Below are 14,898 nucleotides of genomic sequence, written 5' to 3'. Positions count from 1 at the left end.
ACTACCGCAATTCTACCGAGCCCCCTTGTGGGACAGGACTGACGCCAACCCGAGGAAGTCCATGACCGGCGGCAGCACCGGCCCTCCGAGCCACTGGATCGGCTTGCCGAACGCGCCGATCAGCGTGACGTGGCTCAGGTTGTCGAACAGCCGCACCTGCACCGGCACCCCGGCGGCGCGCAACGCCGTGGCCATCTGGCCGGTGTTGCGGTCGGGGTAGACGAGGTTGTCTTTCGACGCCGCCATCAGCAGCGCGCGGGGCGAGGCGGCGCTCGCATGCGCGAGCGGCTGCGAGTCGCGCGGCGTGTTCGGCCAGTTGAAGGCGGCCTGCGCCTGCGGGTCGCCGATGGGCAGGAAGTCGTAGGGGCCGGCCAGGCCGATCCAGCCGGCGAGTTGCGTGGGGCTCGCGCCGATTTCGCCAAGCCAGCGATCGTCCAGCGCCACCATCGCGGCGTTGTAGCCGCCCGAGCTGTGGCCCATCACGTAGACCTGCCTGGGGTCGGCGCCGAGCTGGGCCGCGTTGTCGAGCGCCCATTTGACGGCCAGGGCGCTGTCGCGCACGAAGACCGGGTAGGTGAAGGCGGGCGAGAGGCCGTAGTCGGGGATGACGACCACCGCGCCCCGGGCCGCCAGCGCCTCGCCGACGAACTTGTAGCTCGCGCGGTCGCCGCTGCTCCAGGTGCCGCCGAAGAAGAACACCACCAGCGGCCGGCCCCCCCGTGCCGGCGGCGTGGCGGGGAGCGGCTGGTAGACATCGAGCTGCTGCCGGGGCGCGGCGCCATAGGCGATGCCGCCCTGGAACTGGTAGGTGTCTTCCGGCACCAGCCCGTTGAGCACCTTGATCGGGGAGCAGGCCGACAGCACGGCGGCTGCGGTAACGGTGAAAGCGGTAGCGATGGCGCTGCGGCGCCGGCGAAGGGACGCGAAGGTGGGAAAGCTCATCGCACCAGTACGCACGCGGGCGCGCCGCGGTTTCGTCAGATCGGAAGCTGCGTGGTCGACAGCACCTGCTTCAAGACCACGAAGGTGCGGATCTGCCGCACGCCCGGCAGGTACAGCAGCTGCTCGGCATGCAGGCGGTTGAAGCTGTCGTTGTCGCGGGTTCGCACGAGCATGAAGTAGTCGAACTCGCCCGAGACCACATGGCATTCGAGGCAGCCCGAGACCTTCTGCGCAGCTTTCTCGAAGTCGGAAAACGAGTCGGGCGTGGAGCGGTCGAGCACCACGCCGATCATCACCAGCATGCCGACCTCCAGCGCGTCCGGATCGAGCAGCGCGACGATGCCCTTGATGAACCCGGCTTCCTTCAGGCGCTCGACGCGGCGCAGGCACGCCGGGGCGCTGAGGTTCACCTTGGCAGCCAGCGCGACGTTCGACACCGAGGCGTCGCGCTGCAGCGCGCGCAGGATCGCGCGGTCGGTGCGATCGAGCTCCACCGACGGACGCAACTTTGTTGTGCTCATGAAGGCATCCTTGAACTGAAAGTCTTTTATCGGCGCATCTTGCCTTCTTTTTTCCCGAAACTGCCACGAACTTCGCAAGCACGTTGCGAGCCCTTCTTTCTACGATCGACAGCTTCAATCCCCCTCGGAGCCGCGTCGATGAACCTGAAGAAATTTCCCCGCCACGCCCTGACCTTCGGCCCCACGCCGATCCACCCGCTCAAGCGCCTGAGCGCGCACCTGGGCGGCAAGGTCGATCTCTACGCCAAGCGCGAGGACTGCAACAGCGGCCTGGCCTTCGGCGGCAACAAGACGCGCAAGCTCGAATACCTGATCCCCGAGGCGCTCGAGGGCGGCTACGACACGCTGGTGTCCATCGGCGGCATCCAGTCGAACCAGACGCGGCAGGTGGCCGCGGTGGCCGCGCACCTGGGCATGAAGTGCGTGCTGGTGCAGGAGAACTGGGTCAACTACTCCGACGCGGTGTACGACCGGGTCGGCAACATCGAGATGTCGCGCATCCTGGGCGCCGACGTGCGGCTGGATGCGGCGGGCTTCGACATCGGCATCCGCAAGAGCTGGGAAGACGCGATGGAAAGCGTGCGCCAGGCGGGCGGCAAGCCTTTTCCGATTCCGGCGGGTTGCTCCGAGCATCCGAAGGGCGGCCTGGGCTTCGTGGCCTTCGCCGAAGAAGTGCGCCAGCAAGAGGCCGAACTCGGCTTCAAGTTCGACTACGTCGTGGTCTGCGCCGTGACCGGCAGCACGCAGGCCGGCATGGTGGTGGGCTTCGCAGCCGATGGCCGCGCCGACCGCGTGATCGGCATCGACGCCTCGGCCAAGCCGCAGCAGACCTTCGAGCAGATCGTGCGCATCGCAAAGAACACGGCCGAACTCGTCGAACTGGGCCGCGACATCACCGAAAAAGACGTGGTGCTCGACCGCCGCTTCGGCGGTCCCGAATACGGGCTGCCGAACGAAGGCACGCTGGAGGCGATCCGCCTCTGCGCGCGCTTCGAAGGCATGCTGACCGACCCCGTGTACGAGGGCAAGTCGATGCACGGGATGATCGAGAAGGTGCGGCTCGGTGAATTCCCGGCCGGCTCGAAGGTGCTCTACGCCCACCTGGGCGGCGTGCCGGCGCTGAACGCCTACAGCTTCCTCTTCCGCAACGGCTGAACGGACGGAACCGCGCAACGAAAAAGGCCGGCATGCGCCGGCCTTTGCCTTGCCGAGAGCGTGCTCAGCTTGCGCGGCAGATCTTCAGCATGTTGGTGCCGCCCGGCGCGCCCATCGGCTCGCCGCAGGTGATCGCGTAGACATCGCCGCTCTGCACGATGCCGCGCTTCTTCAGATGGGCTTCGGCCTGTTCGAGCGCGGTGTCGCGGTCGGTTTGCGAGTCCATCAGGAGCGGGCGCACGTTGCGGTACAGCGCGAGCTTGCGCTGCGTGGCCAGGCGCGAGGTCAGGGCGTACATCGGGATGTGCGCGCGGTGGCGGCTCATCCACAGCATCGTGGAGCCCGACTCGGTCAGCGCCACGATGGCCTTGGCGCCCAGGTGGTGCGCGGTGAAGAGCGCGCCCATCGCGATCGACTGGTCGATGCGGCTGTAGGTCTTGCCGCTGAAATCGGCATCGAGCATCTTGTCTTCCGCGGCTTCGGCAGCCTCGCAGATGCGGCTCATCTCCTGCACGGTCTCCAGCGGGTAGCGGCCCGAGGCGGTTTCGGCCGAGAGCATCACGGCATCGGTGCCGTCGAGCACGGCGTTGGCCACGTCGCTCACCTCGGCGCGGGTGGGCACGGGGTTGGTGATCATCGACTCCATCATCTGGGTCGCGGTGATGACCACCTTGTCCATGTCGCGCGCCATGCGGATCATCTTTTTCTGCAGCGCGGGCACGGCGGCATTGCCGACTTCCACCGCCAGGTCGCCGCGGGCGACCATGATGCCGTCGCTCGCGCGCAGGATCTCTTCGAGCTTCGGAATCGCTTCGGCGCGCTCGATCTTGGCGATCATGCCGGGCTTGTGGCCGAATTCGGCCGCGGCCACGTTGCACAGCTGCCGGGCCATTTCCATGTCGGTGGCGTTCTTCGGGAAGCTCACGGCCACGTAGTCGGCCTGGAAGCTCATCGCGGTCTTGATGTCTTCCATGTCTTTGGCGGTCAACGCGGGGGCGGTGAGGCCGCCGCCCTGCTTGTTGATGCCCTTGTTGTTCGAGAGCTCGCCGCCCAGCTTGACGGTGGTGTAGACCGCCTCGCCCTTGACGCCATCGACCGTCAGCACGATGAGGCCGTCGTTCAGCAGCAGCCTGTCGCCGGGCTTCACGTCGCGCGGCAGGTCCTTGTAGTCGAGGCCCACGGCATCGATGTCGCCCAGCTCGGTGCGGGAAGCATCGAGCACGAACTTCGCGCCCGCCTCGAGCAGCACCTTGCCCTGCGCGAAGCGGCCGACGCGGATTTTTGGGCCCTGCAGGTCGGCCATGATGGCCACTTCGCGGCCCGCCTTGCGTGCGGCTTCGCGCACCATGGTGGCGCGGTCGATGTGGTCCTGCGCCGTGCCGTGGCTGAAGTTCAGGCGCACCACGCTGACCTTGGCCTGAATCATCTTCTCCAGCAGTTCGGGGGTGCTGGACGCCGGGCCGAGCGTGGCGACGATCTTGGTGGCGTGGCGGGGGATGCGATCCGTGCTCATGAAATGGGTCTCCGTTTTGTATTCGCTACTGTATACACTTTGTGTGTCTGACGGAAGTCACCCTCACGAGATTCCCCGCCGCCGGGTTCAACCGGCCGCGCGCCTGGCCAGGATCTCGAAGGCCGGCAGGGTCTTGCCCTCCAGCACTTCCAGGAACGCGCCGCCGCCGGTCGAGATATAGCCAACCTGTTTTTCGATGCCGTACTTGGCGATGGCCGCGAGCGTGTCGCCGCCGCCGGCGATCGAGAACGCGCTGCTCTGGGCGATCGCCTGCGCGATGGCCTTGGTGCCGCCTTCGAAGGCATCGAACTCGAACACGCCGACCGGGCCGTTCCAGACGATGGTGCCGGCTTCGTGCAGCTGCGCCGAAAGAATGGCGGCGGTCTTCGGGCCGATGTCCAGGATCAGGTCGTCGTCGGCCACGTCGCTCGCGTCCTTGACGGTGGCGGGCGCATCGGCCGCGAAGGTCTTGGCCGTGACCACGTCCACGGGAATCGGCACGTCGGCGCCGCGCGCGCGCATGGCCTCGATCACCGCCTTGGCCTGGTCGATGAGGTCGGGCTCGGCCAGCGACTTGCCGATCGAAAGGCCCGCGGCCAGCATGAAGGTGTTGGCGATGCCGCCGCCCACGATCAGCTGGTCCACGTTGGCCGACAGGCTCTTCAGGATGGTGAGCTTGGTGCTGACCTTCGAACCCGCCACGATGGCCACCAGCGGCCGCTTGGGCTGGGCCAGCGCCTTGGTGATGGCGTCGATCTCGGCCGCGAGCAGCGGGCCGGCCGCGGCGATCTTGGCGAACTGCGCGATGCCGTAGGTGGTGGCCTCGGCGCGGTGCGCGGTGCCGAAGGCGTCGTTCACGTAGATGTCGGTGAGCGCGGCGAGCTTGCGGGCCAGCGCCTCGTCGTTCTTCTTCTCGCCCTTGTTGACGCGGCAGTTCTCCAGCAGCACGACCTGGCCGGGCTTCACGTCGACGCCATCGACCCAGTTGGCCACCAGCGGCACATCGCGGCCGAGCAGCTCGCCCAGGCGCCTGGCCACGGGGGCGAGCGAGTCTTCGGGCTTGAATTCGCCCTCGGTCGGGCGGCCCAGGTGCGAAGTGACCATCACGGCCGCGCCTGCGTCCAGGGCCAGCTGGATGCACGGCACCGAGGCGCGGATGCGCGTGTCTTCGGTGATGTTGCCTTGGTCGTCCTGCGGCACGTTGAGATCGGCGCGGATGAACACGCGCTGGCCGGCGGCCTTGCCCTCAGCGCAGAGGTCGGTGAATCGAATGACGTTCATGGGTCTCTGGAGATAGTGGAAAACAGGTCGTCTTGCATTGTAGGTATCGCCCCGCGGCCGCTCTATGCGCCTCTTGCAGCGTTCCGATGCTTTTCAACCCTTCGGCTGCGCCTTGGCGAAGCGCTCCAGGATCTGGACGAAGCTCGCCGCGGCCGGCGAGAGCGCGCGCCGCGCCGCGCTGTAGACGCACACCTCGCGGTGGAAATCGGGCGACTCGAGCCGCACCATCTGCAGCCCGTGGGCGCGCACGAGCGGCGCGGAATAAGTCGGACACACCGTGAGCCCCAGGCCCGCGGCCACCATGCCGAGCGCGGTGGTCATGTACGACACCTCCTGCGTGCCGGCGCGCAGCATGAGCTCGCGGTCCGCCGGGGCCAGCTCGGGCAGCACGCGCTGGCGGAAGTCGCGCGTTGGCGCGATGAAGGTGTACGGGGCGAGCTCGTGCCAGCGCACCTTGCGACGTTTCGCAAAGGCATGGTCGGGCGAGCAGATCAGCCAGTGCCGGTCGCGCAGCAGCGTGCGGCGCTCGATGGTGGCGTCCACCGCCACGTCCTGCCCCACCGCCAGCTCCACGTCACCAGCGATCACGCCGGTCAGCAGGTGCTCGGGCAGCGTGTCGGCCAGGCGCACATCGACGTCGGGATACGCCGCGCGATAGAGTGCGATCACGCGCGGCATCAGCGTGCAGGCCATGAGCTGCGGCGCCGCAAGCCGTAGCAAGCCTTTCTTCTTGTCACGCAGATCGGTCACGCCGGCCACGGCGCTCGAGAGGTCGCCGAGCAGCCGATGCACCGAGGGCAAAAACTCGCGCCCCGCCTCCGAAAGCTGCACGCGCCGGGTGTGGCGGTCGAGCAGCTGCACGCCCATCTCGCGCTCGAGTTCGCGCACCAGCACGCTGAGCGCGGACTGCGTGAGGTGCAGCTGCTGCGCCGCCGCGGTGAAGCTGCCGGCCTCGGCGACAGCGGCGAAGGCGCGCAATTGGCGCAAGGTCAGATTCATATGGTTATTTCATCAATCGATGAATTAATTTCGATTGCATCATAAGACGCGGCGTCGCCCAATCGCGGTTCACTGGAGACACGCATGCCGACGACCGCCCACACCGCGCCACCTGTCCGGGGGCTGCACCACTTCGCCTGGCGCTGCCGCGACAGCGAAGAGACCCGCCACTTCTACGAAGACCTCCTGGGCCTGCCGCTCGCGCACCTCATCCAGAGCGACCATGTGCCGAGTACCGGCGAGTACTGCCCCTACGTGCACATCTTTTTCCAGATGCGCGACGGCTCGTACATCGCCTTTTTCGACCTGGGCGACGACACCGCCGCGCTGCCTTCGCCCAACACGCCCGCGTGGGTGAACCACATCGCGCTGCGCGTCGATTCGGTGGACGACCTGCTGGCCGCCAAGGCGCGGCTCGAAGGCGCGGGCGTCGAAGTGCTGGGCGTGACCGACCACCACATCATCGAATCGATCTACTTCTTCGACCCCAACGGCATTCGCCTGGAACTGACGACGCCGACGGTGACGCAAGCAGAAATGGATGCGCATGCACGGCATGCACATGCGGACCTCGACGCATGGACCGCGCGCAAGGCCCAACTGCGCGCAGCGAAGGGCACGCCGAATGTCTGAACTGCAACTCGCCGTCATCGACGTGAAGCCCGGCGCGGCGATGGAAAGCCAGTCGGGCCTGCAGCTATTGCGCCCGCGCATCTATGGCGCCTTCCGCGCGCCGCAGGGTCCGAAGAAGATCGCGGCCATCGTGATGCATCCGACCAGCAACTTCATGGGCCATTACCTCATCGGTCCGCTGGCCGAGCGCGGCATCTGCTGCATGGGTCTGAACTCGCGCTTCGTGGGCAACGACACGGTGCTCCTGATGGAGCGCGCCATCCAGGACCTGGGCGCCGGCGTGCAGTACCTGCGCGAAGCCGGCTACGAGAAGGTGTTTCTCGTCGGCAATTCGGGCGGCGCGGCGCTCGCGGCCTTCTACCAGGCGCAGGCCGAGCACCTCACCGCCACGCACCTGCCCGATGGCGATCCCACGCACCTGCACGCCAGCGATTTGCCACCGGTGGACGGCATCGCGCTGTGCGCGGCGCACCTGGGCCGCACGCGGCTGATGCGCGACTGGATCGACCCGTCGGTCACCGACGAGCACGATCCGCTCTCGGTGGACCCCGCGCTCGACATGTACGACCCGCGCCATCGCATGCCCTACGACCGCGACTTTCTCGCGCGCTTCAGCGCGGCGCAGAAAGCGCGGCTCGACCGCATCGAGCAGTGGTGCATCGACCGCCTCGCGCTGCTGCGCGGCACGCCGGGCGCGCCGCGCGACCAGACCTTCATCGTCTACCGCACGCATGCCGATCCGCGCTGCGTGGACCTCTCGCTCGACGCCAACGACCGCCTGCCCGGCAGCGTGTGGGGCGATGCGCGGCAGGTGAACTACTCGGCCAATGCAATGGGTCGCACCACCTCGCTCACCGCATTCCTCTCGCAATGGTCGTCGCGCTCGCAGGCCGACGGGCCCACCAACCTCGCGCGCACCACGGTGCCCAAGCTGCTGCTGACCTACACGGGCGACCAATCGACCTTCCCGAGCACGCGCGATGCGTGGATGGCCGCGGGCGGCGCACGCATCCGCAACGTCGACATCGTCGGCGGCAACCACTACCTGGCCGGGCAGCCAGAACTGATCCCGAAAGCGGCGGACGCCATCGCCGAGTTCGCCCACGCGCTATAGAAGAGACATGGAAACCTTCGCTTTCGCACCGGCCTACGAGCTGCCGGCCTGGCCCTTCACGCCGCCGCCCGAACTGGGCAGCGCGAAGATCGTTCGCCACCCCATCGTCATCGTCGGCGCCGGCCCCTCGGGCCTCACGCTGGCCTGCGATCTTGCGCAGCGCGGCGTGCGCGCGGTGCTGCTGGACGAGGACGACACCGTCGGCGTGCGCGGCGCCTCGTCGCGCGGCATCTGTTATGCGCAAAAGAGCCTGGAGATCTTCGAGCGCCTGGGCATCTGCGAGCGCATCGCGGCCAAGGGCATCACCTGGTCGTTCGGGCGCACCTTCTCGGGCGACCAGGAGGTCTACAACTTCAACCTGCAGGCGGCGAGCGTCTCCAGGCAACCGCCGTTCATCAACCTGCAGCAGTTCTATGTCGAGTGGTTCCTGGTCGAGCGCATCCTCGAACTCGGGCTGACCGACGTGCGCTGGAAGAGCCGCGTGACGCACGTCGAGCCGCTGGGCGACGGCGTGCGCCTCGACATCGAGACCCCGGCCGGCAGCTACACGATCGAGGCCGACCGGCTGATCGACGCGACCGGCGCCAACAGCCCGATCCGCACGCAGCTGGGCATCGAGGCGCACGCCTCGCGCAGCACCGACCGCTGGTGCATCAGCGACGTGCGTTTCAAGAAGCCGCTGCCCACCGAGCGCTGGACCTGGGTCGATGCGCCCTTCAACGAAGGCCGCGGCGTCTGGCAGCACCTGATGGCCGATGGCGTGTGGCGCATCGACTACCAGATGCCCGAGGACTGCGACACGGCCTACATCAGCCAGCCCGAAGTGGCGGGTGCGCGGCTGCGCGAACAGCTCGGGCCGGACGTGGAGTTCGAGTTCGTCTGGATCGGCCCCTACGGGTACCGCGACCACCTGCTGGACCGCTTTCGCCATGGCCATGTGTTCTTCATCGGCGATGCCGCGCACGTGGTGAGCCCCTTCGGCGCGCGCGGCGGCAACAGCGGCATCCAGGATGCGGCGAACCTCGGCTGGAAGCTGGCGCTGGTCGCGCAAGGGAAGGCGGGCGATGCGCTGCTCGACAGCTACGACGCGGAGCGGCAACCCGCCGCGGCGCAGAACCTCGAGGTGACAAGCCGATCGGCGCGCTTCCTCGCGCCGCGTTCGCCGGCCGAGCACACGCTGCGCCGCGCGGTGGTGGCACTGGCCGCGCGCTATTCGTTCGCCCGTGCGCTGGTGAACACCGGCCGCATGTCGGTCGCGAACGACTATCCGCCGGCCCCGCAATTGCCCGAAGGCGCGCGCACGGTGCAGAACCTGCCGCTGCGCTGGGCCGATGGCAGCGAGACGACGCTGATGCAGCTGCTGGCCGACGGCACGCACTGCATCGGCCTGTGGGTTGCGCCGACGCGCGACGAAGCCGCGGCGGCGATGGCGGCGACGGCCTCGCTGCCCTTGCGCCTCCTGGCCATCAGCGGCGACCGCGGCGACAGCGACCTCCCCACGCTGCAGCCCGACGAAAAGCTCGCAAGCCATCTGGCCCTCGGCGAGGCCGGCAGCTTTGCGCTCGTGCGCCCGGACGCCTACCGCGCCGCCGTGCTCGCGCACGCCACGCCCGAACGCATCGCCGCCGCGTTGCGCACCGCCCTCGCCCTGGACGACGCCCCATGAACACAGCGCCCCGCATCCCCGACCCCGACGGCTTCTACGCCGCCCTGCTGGCCGCGCACGAAGGCCTTGGCGCCGTGCAGAGCGCCGACCTCAACGCCCGCCTCGTGCTGCTGCTGGCCAACCAGTGCGGCGACCAGGCCGTGCTGCTCGCCTGCATCGGCGCCGCCGCCGAAGACCTCACGACAAACCCCACACCATGAACGCCACTGCCTCCTTCGCCTCCGCCTCCGACACCCGGGAACAGAAGCCGCAACTGCGCGAACTCGCGCCCGACGTCTACGGCTACATCAGCGACTTCGATCCGAACTGCGGCTTCGTCGTCGGCGACGAGCAGGTCGTGCTGATCGACACGCGCCCGACGCCCCGCATGGCGCGCGACTTTCTCGCGGCCATCCGCACGGTGACCGACAAGCCGATCAAGACCATCGTGCTCACGCACTACCACGCGGTGCGCGTGATGGGCACGAGCGCCTTCGACGAGGTCGAAGCCGTCATCGCGAGCAAGGGCACGCTCGACTGGATCCTCACCCGCGGGCAGGCCGACTTCGACTCGGAGGTCGGCCGCTTTCCGCGCCTCTTCGAGGGCGTGGAAGAAATCCCGGGCCTCACGTTTCCGACCCTGAGCTTCGAGCGCGAAATGAGCCTGTGGCTCGGTCCGCGCCCGGGCCTGGGCCGCGAGCTGCGCCTGATGGCATTGGGCCGCGGCCATTCGAGCGGCGACACCGTCGCCTGGCTGCCCGACTGCGGCGTGCTGTTCTCGGGCGACGTGGTGGAGAACCACTGCGGCGTGTACGCGGGCGACGCCTACATCGGCGACTGGGCCGGTACGCTCGATGCGGTGCTGGCGCTCAAACCCCGCGTGCTGGTGCCGGGCCGCGGCGCGGTGCTGCGGGACGAAGGCGCCTGCGCCGAAGCCATCGGCCTCACGAAAGCCTTTCTCTCGACGCTGCTGGCCAGCGTGCGCGAGGGCATCGCGGCCGGCGACACGCTGCGCGGATGTTTCGCGCGCGCCGACGCGGCGATGACGCCGCGCTTTGGCAGCTGGCCGGTGTTCCAGCACGTGCTGCCCTTTGACGTTTCGCGCGCCTACGACGAGCTGCGCGGCATCGAGCATCCCGTGGTGTGGACCGCGGAGCGCGACCGCGAGCTGTGGCAGACGCTGCGCGGCTGACCCTCGATTTCCTTTCAAAAAAAGACCTGGAGACAAGACGATGAAAAGAATCCTTTGCCTGCTCGCGGCCGCGTTCTCGCTGGCGATGTCGATGACCGCGGCGGGCCCGGCTTCGGCGCAGGGCGCCTATCCGTCCCAGCCGATCCGCTGGATCGTTCCCTATGCCGCGGGCGGCGGCACGGACAACCTGGCGCGCCAGCTGGCCGATGCGATGCACCCCTCGCTGGGCCAGCCCGTGATCATCGAGAACCGGCCCGGCGCGTCCACCAACATCGCGGTGGCGGCGCTGATGCAGTCCCGCCCCGACGGCTACACGATCATGCAGGCCGAGAACGCCGCGCTCCTGTTCAACGAGCACATGTTCGCCAAGCTGCCCTACAAGCCCGCCACCGATTTCACGTACATCGGCGCCATCGGCCGCTTTCCGGTGGCGCTGGTCGTGCGGCCCGACTTTCCCGCCAGGACGCTGGCGGAGTTCGTGGCCTATGCCAAGGCGAACCCCGACAAGCTGAACTACGCCTCGCCCGGCGTCGGCACGCCGCACCACATGGCGATGGAGCTGTTCAAGCAGAAGGCCGGCCTCACGATGACGCACGTGGCCTACAAGGGCGGCGCGCCGGCGCTGCAGGACATCATGGGCGGTCAGGTGCCGATGATGATGCTGGACCTCGCGGCCGGCCTGCCGTATCTGAAGTCCGGCAAGGTGCGCGCGCTGGCGATCGCGCTGCCGCAGCGCGCCAAGTCGATGCCCGACATCCCGACCTTCGCCGAGCTCGGCTATCCCGAGGTCAATGCCTTCGCCTTCCATGGGCTCATCGGTCCCGCGGGCATGCCCGACGATGTGGTCAAGCGCCTGAACGCCGACCTGCACAAGGCCATGCAGGCGCCGCGCATCGTCCAGCTCTTCGCCGAATTCGGGTTCGAGGCGCAGCCGGGCACGCCGCAGGAATTCCGCGAGCTGGCCCGCGCCGAGAGTGCGCGCTGGGGGCAGGTCATCAAGGCCTCGCGCGTGCAGCTGGACTGATTCGGGCGCCGCGCGCCGGCAGCAGGCCGTCATACGGCGGCCTTGCCAGGACAAGAAAGACTGGAGACACGTCATGGAACAAGCGCCGCTGGCTCCCGCCGGGCCAGCCTCCTTTAGCCCGGTGCCTTTCAGCACCAATGTCCTGCGCCATTGGGGCCAGCAGGTGTCCGAGCAGATCCTCTCGCTGGAAGCCCAGAACGCGCAGTCGTCCAGCCCCTTCCAGGGCCAGGCGCTGGTCGCGCGCTTTCACGACAGCGTGGTGGCCGACGTGCGGGCCAGCGCGCACCGCGTGATGCGCACGCGCGGCCTGGTGGCGCGCGACCGCGGGCGCTACTTCAAGGTGCTGTGGCAGCTCGGCGGCAGCAACCAGCTCGACCAGAAGGGCAGCAGCACCCACATCCGCGCCGGCCAATGGGCGATCTACGACACCTCGCGCCCCTACACCATCGAGACCTCGGAGGACTCGCACTTCCTGATGCTGCTGCTGCCGCTGGACGAGATGAGCCCGTGGGGTTCGGGCATCGAGCGCATCACCGGCAAGGCGTTGCCCGCGCAAGGCACGGCCAGCGTCGCCTGCGCAGCGCTGCGCAGCCTGCTGGACGAGGGCGTGGCGCTCGAGCACGACGGCCAGCGCGTGCTGCAGGACTCGATCACGGCGCTGATGGGCACGGCGGTGCGGCAGGTGGGCGCATCGGGCGAGGGCGAACAGCGCTCGACGCACCGCAAGCTGCGCATGGCGCAGAGCTACATCGAGCGCAACCTGACCGCGCCGATGCTGAGCGTGGAGGCCGTCGCGCTGGCCTGCGGCATGTCGCGCCGCAGCCTCTACACGGCCTTCGACACGCTGGCGCTCACGCCGCATGCCTACATCGTGCGGCGCCGCCTGGCGCTCGCCTGCGACCTGCTCGCCGCACCGCAGAGCCGCCGCACCATCACGCAGGTCGCCTACGAGCTGGGCTTTGCCGACGCCGCGCATTTCTCGCGCGTGTTCAGCGAACGCCATGGCGTGAGCCCGAGCCAGTGGCGCGCGCGCCAGCTCATGTGCGATTGACGACCGGCTGATTCGCCCCGCGCCGCGTCGCGCAGACGCGGGCGCACATCGGCCGCCGCGGATGCTGCATCGCAACCGCACGCACAGACAAGTCTGTGCACGCAACTGCAAGCCTGCGGACGCATCGCTTCCTACGATCGTGGCATCGATTCCGAACGCCACCGAACACGAGGAAAGCAACCCATGCACAAGCTTCTGGTGCTCTATCCCACGCCGCATTCCCCGGCGCAATTTCGCCAGTATTACGTCCAGAAGCATCTGCCGCTCGCCGCGCAACTGCCGGGCCTGCGAGCGAGCCGCCACGCCTTCGACATCGAGGGCGTGGGCGTGCCGTCGCCCTACTTCTGCATCTGGGAGGGCGAGTTCGACAGCGCGGAGGCGCTGGGCCGGGCCATGGCCTCGCCGATCGGACAGCAGGTCGGCGCCGATGCCGCGAACTACGCCACCGGCGGCGTGACGGTCCTGCACTTCGCGCTCGGCCAGTGATGGCCCCCATTCACCCAACCCAAGGAGACCCCGTGTCCAAGGAACAGGATTTCTTCCAGGCCGGACTGGCCGTGCGCCGCGAGATGTTCGGCCCCGCCGGGTCCGACGCGCAGATCGAATCGGCCACCGACTTCACCTCGGCGATGCAGGACATGGTCACGCGCTGGTGCTTCGGGGAGGTATGGACGCGTGCGCCGCTGGACCGCAAGACCCGCAGCATGCTGACCCTGGCGATCGTCGCGACCCTCGGGCGGCCGAACCAGTTCAAGGGCCACGTGCGCGGCGCGATCGCCAACGGCGTGGGCAAGGACGAGATCCGCGAGGTGCTGCTGCACACGATGGTCTACGCCGGCGTTCCCGCCGCGGTCGACAGCTTCGGCGCGGCCGCCGAGGTGCTCAAGGACCTGGGCCTCGAATAAGGAAAACCGTCATGAGCAACAAGGAAGAACCCAGGATCGGCTTCATCGGCATCGGCAACATGGGCTGGGGCATGGCCGCCAATCTCGTGAAGGCCGGCTTCGCCGTGACGGCCTTCGACACCGATGCGCAGCGCACCGAGCGCTTCGCGCGCGAACACGGCGGCAGCGGCACGACCCGGCTGGAGGACCTGGCCGGCTGCACGCTGGTCGTCACCATGCTGCCCACGGGCGCGATCGTGCGCTCGGTGCTCACCGGCGACGCACCCGACGGCAAGGGCGGCCTGGCCGCGCGGCTCTCGCCCGGCGCGATCGTGATCGACATGAGTTCGTCGGAGCCGGTCGCAACGCGCGAGCTGGGCCGTGCGCTCGCGCAGCGCGGCATCGCGCTGATCGATGCGCCGGTGTCGGGCGGCGTGGCGCGCGCCGACGACGGCACGCTGGCCATCATGTACGGCTGCGACGACGCGATCGCGCTGGAGCAGGCGCTGCCGATGCTGCACGCCATGGGCGATCGCCTGTTCGCCACCGGCGCGCTGGGCTGCGGCCACGCGATGAAGGCGCTGAACAACTACGTGGCCGCCACGGCCTTCGCCGCCACTTCCGAGGCCCTGCTGATCGGCGAACGCTTCGGCCTGGACCCCTCGACGATGGTCGACATCCTCAACGTCTCGACCGGGCGCAACTTCCACACCGACCTGGTGATGAAGCCGCACGTGGTGCAAGGCCGGTTCGCCTCGGGCTTCGCCGTGGGCCTTCTGGCCAAGGACGTGAACATCGCCGCCGAGCTGGGCGTCGCGGTGGCGCAGCCCGCGCCGCTGCTGGACCTGGTGCGCGACCGCTGGGCCTATGCGCGCGACGCCCTGGGCGCGGGCCGCGACAACACCGAAGCGTTCCTGGCCTGGAAGCAGCAGACCGCGCACTGA

16 protein-coding genes are annotated in these 14,898 nt (G+C 68.6%); 11 read left to right on the top strand and 5 right to left on the bottom strand.

The window, feature by feature from the left end:
• Positions 1-12: 12 nt before the first annotated feature.
• Both ACZYRS_RS02330 and ACZYRS_RS02325 read right to left on the bottom strand, forming a co-directional pair.
• A complete protein-coding gene (locus tag ACZYRS_RS02330; protein ID WP_463417980.1) occupies positions 13-942 on the bottom strand; it encodes an alpha/beta hydrolase in 930 nt (309 codons plus the stop codon).
• A gap of 35 nt (positions 943-977) precedes the next feature.
• Positions 978-1,463, bottom strand: a complete 486-nt coding sequence (locus ACZYRS_RS02325; RefSeq protein WP_463417979.1) for an Lrp/AsnC family transcriptional regulator — start codon at positions 1,461-1,463, stop codon at positions 978-980.
• Between the two features lie 138 nt (positions 1,464-1,601).
• Here ACZYRS_RS02325 and ACZYRS_RS02320 point away from each other — a divergent pair, with 138 nt between their 5' ends.
• A complete protein-coding gene (locus ACZYRS_RS02320; RefSeq protein ID WP_463417978.1) occupies positions 1,602-2,618 on the top strand; it encodes a 1-aminocyclopropane-1-carboxylate deaminase in 1,017 nt (338 codons plus the stop codon).
• 64 nt (positions 2,619-2,682) lie between these two features.
• On the opposite strand, the gene pyk is transcribed toward ACZYRS_RS02320, so the two are convergent.
• The 3 genes from pyk to ACZYRS_RS02305 form a co-directional block, all read right to left on the bottom strand.
• On the bottom strand, positions 2,683-4,131 hold the full coding sequence (gene pyk / locus ACZYRS_RS02315; RefSeq protein ID WP_463417977.1) for a pyruvate kinase: 1,449 nt from the start codon (positions 4,129-4,131) through the stop codon (positions 2,683-2,685).
• An 87-nt stretch (positions 4,132-4,218) separates the two neighbouring features.
• A complete protein-coding gene (locus tag ACZYRS_RS02310) occupies positions 4,219-5,412 on the bottom strand; it encodes a phosphoglycerate kinase (protein WP_463417976.1) in 1,194 nt (397 codons plus the stop codon).
• Positions 5,413-5,505: 93 nt separating this feature from the next.
• Positions 5,506-6,411, bottom strand: a complete 906-nt coding sequence (locus ACZYRS_RS02305) for a LysR family transcriptional regulator (RefSeq protein ID WP_463417975.1) — start codon at positions 6,409-6,411, stop codon at positions 5,506-5,508.
• Between the two features lie 84 nt (positions 6,412-6,495).
• Between ACZYRS_RS02305 and ACZYRS_RS02300 the strand changes: the two genes are divergently transcribed.
• The 10 genes from ACZYRS_RS02300 to ACZYRS_RS02255 all read left to right on the top strand — a co-directional run bounded on the left by ACZYRS_RS02300 (position 6,496) and on the right by ACZYRS_RS02255 (position 14,898).
• Positions 6,496-7,044, top strand: a complete 549-nt coding sequence (locus ACZYRS_RS02300) for a VOC family protein (protein WP_463417974.1) — start codon at positions 6,496-6,498, stop codon at positions 7,042-7,044.
• Positions 7,037-8,158, top strand: coding sequence for an alpha/beta hydrolase family protein (locus tag ACZYRS_RS02295; RefSeq protein ID WP_463417973.1), 1,122 nt, complete (start codon positions 7,037-7,039; stop codon positions 8,156-8,158). Before ACZYRS_RS02300 ends, ACZYRS_RS02295 begins: the two co-directional genes overlap by 8 nt.
• A gap of 7 nt (positions 8,159-8,165) precedes the next feature.
• Positions 8,166-9,824 (top strand): FAD-dependent oxidoreductase, encoded by a 1,659-nt coding sequence (locus tag ACZYRS_RS02290; RefSeq protein ID WP_463417972.1) that lies wholly within the window; start codon positions 8,166-8,168, stop codon positions 9,822-9,824.
• Positions 9,821-10,024, top strand: coding sequence for a DUF2783 domain-containing protein (locus ACZYRS_RS02285; RefSeq protein WP_463417971.1), 204 nt, complete (start codon positions 9,821-9,823; stop codon positions 10,022-10,024). The genes ACZYRS_RS02290 and ACZYRS_RS02285 overlap by 4 nt, the downstream gene beginning before the upstream one ends.
• Positions 10,021-10,995 carry an MBL fold metallo-hydrolase gene (locus ACZYRS_RS02280; protein ID WP_463417970.1) on the top strand — a complete coding sequence of 325 codons (975 nt, stop codon included), beginning with the start codon at positions 10,021-10,023 and terminating at the stop codon, positions 10,993-10,995. Before ACZYRS_RS02285 ends, ACZYRS_RS02280 begins: the two co-directional genes overlap by 4 nt.
• 40 nt (positions 10,996-11,035) lie before the next feature.
• Positions 11,036-12,019, top strand: a complete 984-nt coding sequence (locus tag ACZYRS_RS02275; protein ID WP_463417969.1) for a Bug family tripartite tricarboxylate transporter substrate binding protein — start codon at positions 11,036-11,038, stop codon at positions 12,017-12,019.
• 121 nt (positions 12,020-12,140) lie between these two features.
• Positions 12,141-13,070, top strand: coding sequence for a helix-turn-helix domain-containing protein (locus tag ACZYRS_RS02270; RefSeq protein WP_463417968.1), 930 nt, complete (start codon positions 12,141-12,143; stop codon positions 13,068-13,070).
• A gap of 183 nt (positions 13,071-13,253) precedes the next feature.
• Positions 13,254-13,556 (top strand): EthD family reductase, encoded by a 303-nt coding sequence (locus ACZYRS_RS02265; RefSeq protein WP_463417967.1) that lies wholly within the window; start codon positions 13,254-13,256, stop codon positions 13,554-13,556.
• Between the two features lie 32 nt (positions 13,557-13,588).
• The gene (locus ACZYRS_RS02260; RefSeq protein WP_463417966.1) at positions 13,589-13,975 is read left to right on the top strand and encodes a carboxymuconolactone decarboxylase family protein; all 387 of its coding nucleotides are present in this window, start codon (positions 13,589-13,591) and stop codon (positions 13,973-13,975) included.
• Between the two features lie 11 nt (positions 13,976-13,986).
• Positions 13,987-14,898, top strand: a complete 912-nt coding sequence (locus tag ACZYRS_RS02255) for an NAD(P)-dependent oxidoreductase (RefSeq protein WP_463417965.1) — start codon at positions 13,987-13,989, stop codon at positions 14,896-14,898.

The organism is Variovorax sp. AC194 (assembly GCF_979257995.1).
Note: the sequence above shows the minus strand (reverse complement) of the source record. Positions and strands in the feature narration are given on the sequence as shown.

Excerpts from the sequence above, each read along its gene's own strand:
- ACZYRS_RS02300 (WP_463417974.1), top strand. The coding sequence starts at position 6,496 with ATGCCGACGACCGCCCACACCGCGCCACCTGTCCGGGGGCTGCACCAC.
- ACZYRS_RS02280 (WP_463417970.1), top strand. The coding sequence starts at position 10,021 with ATGAACGCCACTGCCTCCTTCGCCTCCGCCTCCGACACCCGGGAACAG.
- ACZYRS_RS02285 (WP_463417971.1), top strand. The coding sequence starts at position 9,821 with ATGAACACAGCGCCCCGCATCCCCGACCCCGACGGCTTCTACGCCGCC.
- ACZYRS_RS02330 (WP_463417980.1), bottom strand. The coding sequence starts at position 942 with ATGAGCTTTCCCACCTTCGCGTCCCTTCGCCGGCGCCGCAGCGCCATC.
- ACZYRS_RS02310 (WP_463417976.1), bottom strand. The coding sequence starts at position 5,412 with ATGAACGTCATTCGATTCACCGACCTCTGCGCTGAGGGCAAGGCCGCC.
- ACZYRS_RS02275 (WP_463417969.1), top strand. The coding sequence starts at position 11,036 with ATGAAAAGAATCCTTTGCCTGCTCGCGGCCGCGTTCTCGCTGGCGATG.
- pyk (WP_463417977.1), bottom strand. The coding sequence starts at position 4,131 with ATGAGCACGGATCGCATCCCCCGCCACGCCACCAAGATCGTCGCCACG.
- ACZYRS_RS02325 (WP_463417979.1), bottom strand. The coding sequence starts at position 1,463 with ATGAGCACAACAAAGTTGCGTCCGTCGGTGGAGCTCGATCGCACCGAC.
- ACZYRS_RS02320 (WP_463417978.1), top strand. The coding sequence starts at position 1,602 with ATGAACCTGAAGAAATTTCCCCGCCACGCCCTGACCTTCGGCCCCACG.
- ACZYRS_RS02295 (WP_463417973.1), top strand. The coding sequence starts at position 7,037 with ATGTCTGAACTGCAACTCGCCGTCATCGACGTGAAGCCCGGCGCGGCG.
- ACZYRS_RS02305 (WP_463417975.1), bottom strand. The coding sequence starts at position 6,411 with ATGAATCTGACCTTGCGCCAATTGCGCGCCTTCGCCGCTGTCGCCGAG.
- ACZYRS_RS02265 (WP_463417967.1), top strand. The coding sequence starts at position 13,254 with ATGCACAAGCTTCTGGTGCTCTATCCCACGCCGCATTCCCCGGCGCAA.
- ACZYRS_RS02255 (WP_463417965.1), top strand. The coding sequence starts at position 13,987 with ATGAGCAACAAGGAAGAACCCAGGATCGGCTTCATCGGCATCGGCAAC.
- ACZYRS_RS02290 (WP_463417972.1), top strand. The coding sequence starts at position 8,166 with ATGGAAACCTTCGCTTTCGCACCGGCCTACGAGCTGCCGGCCTGGCCC.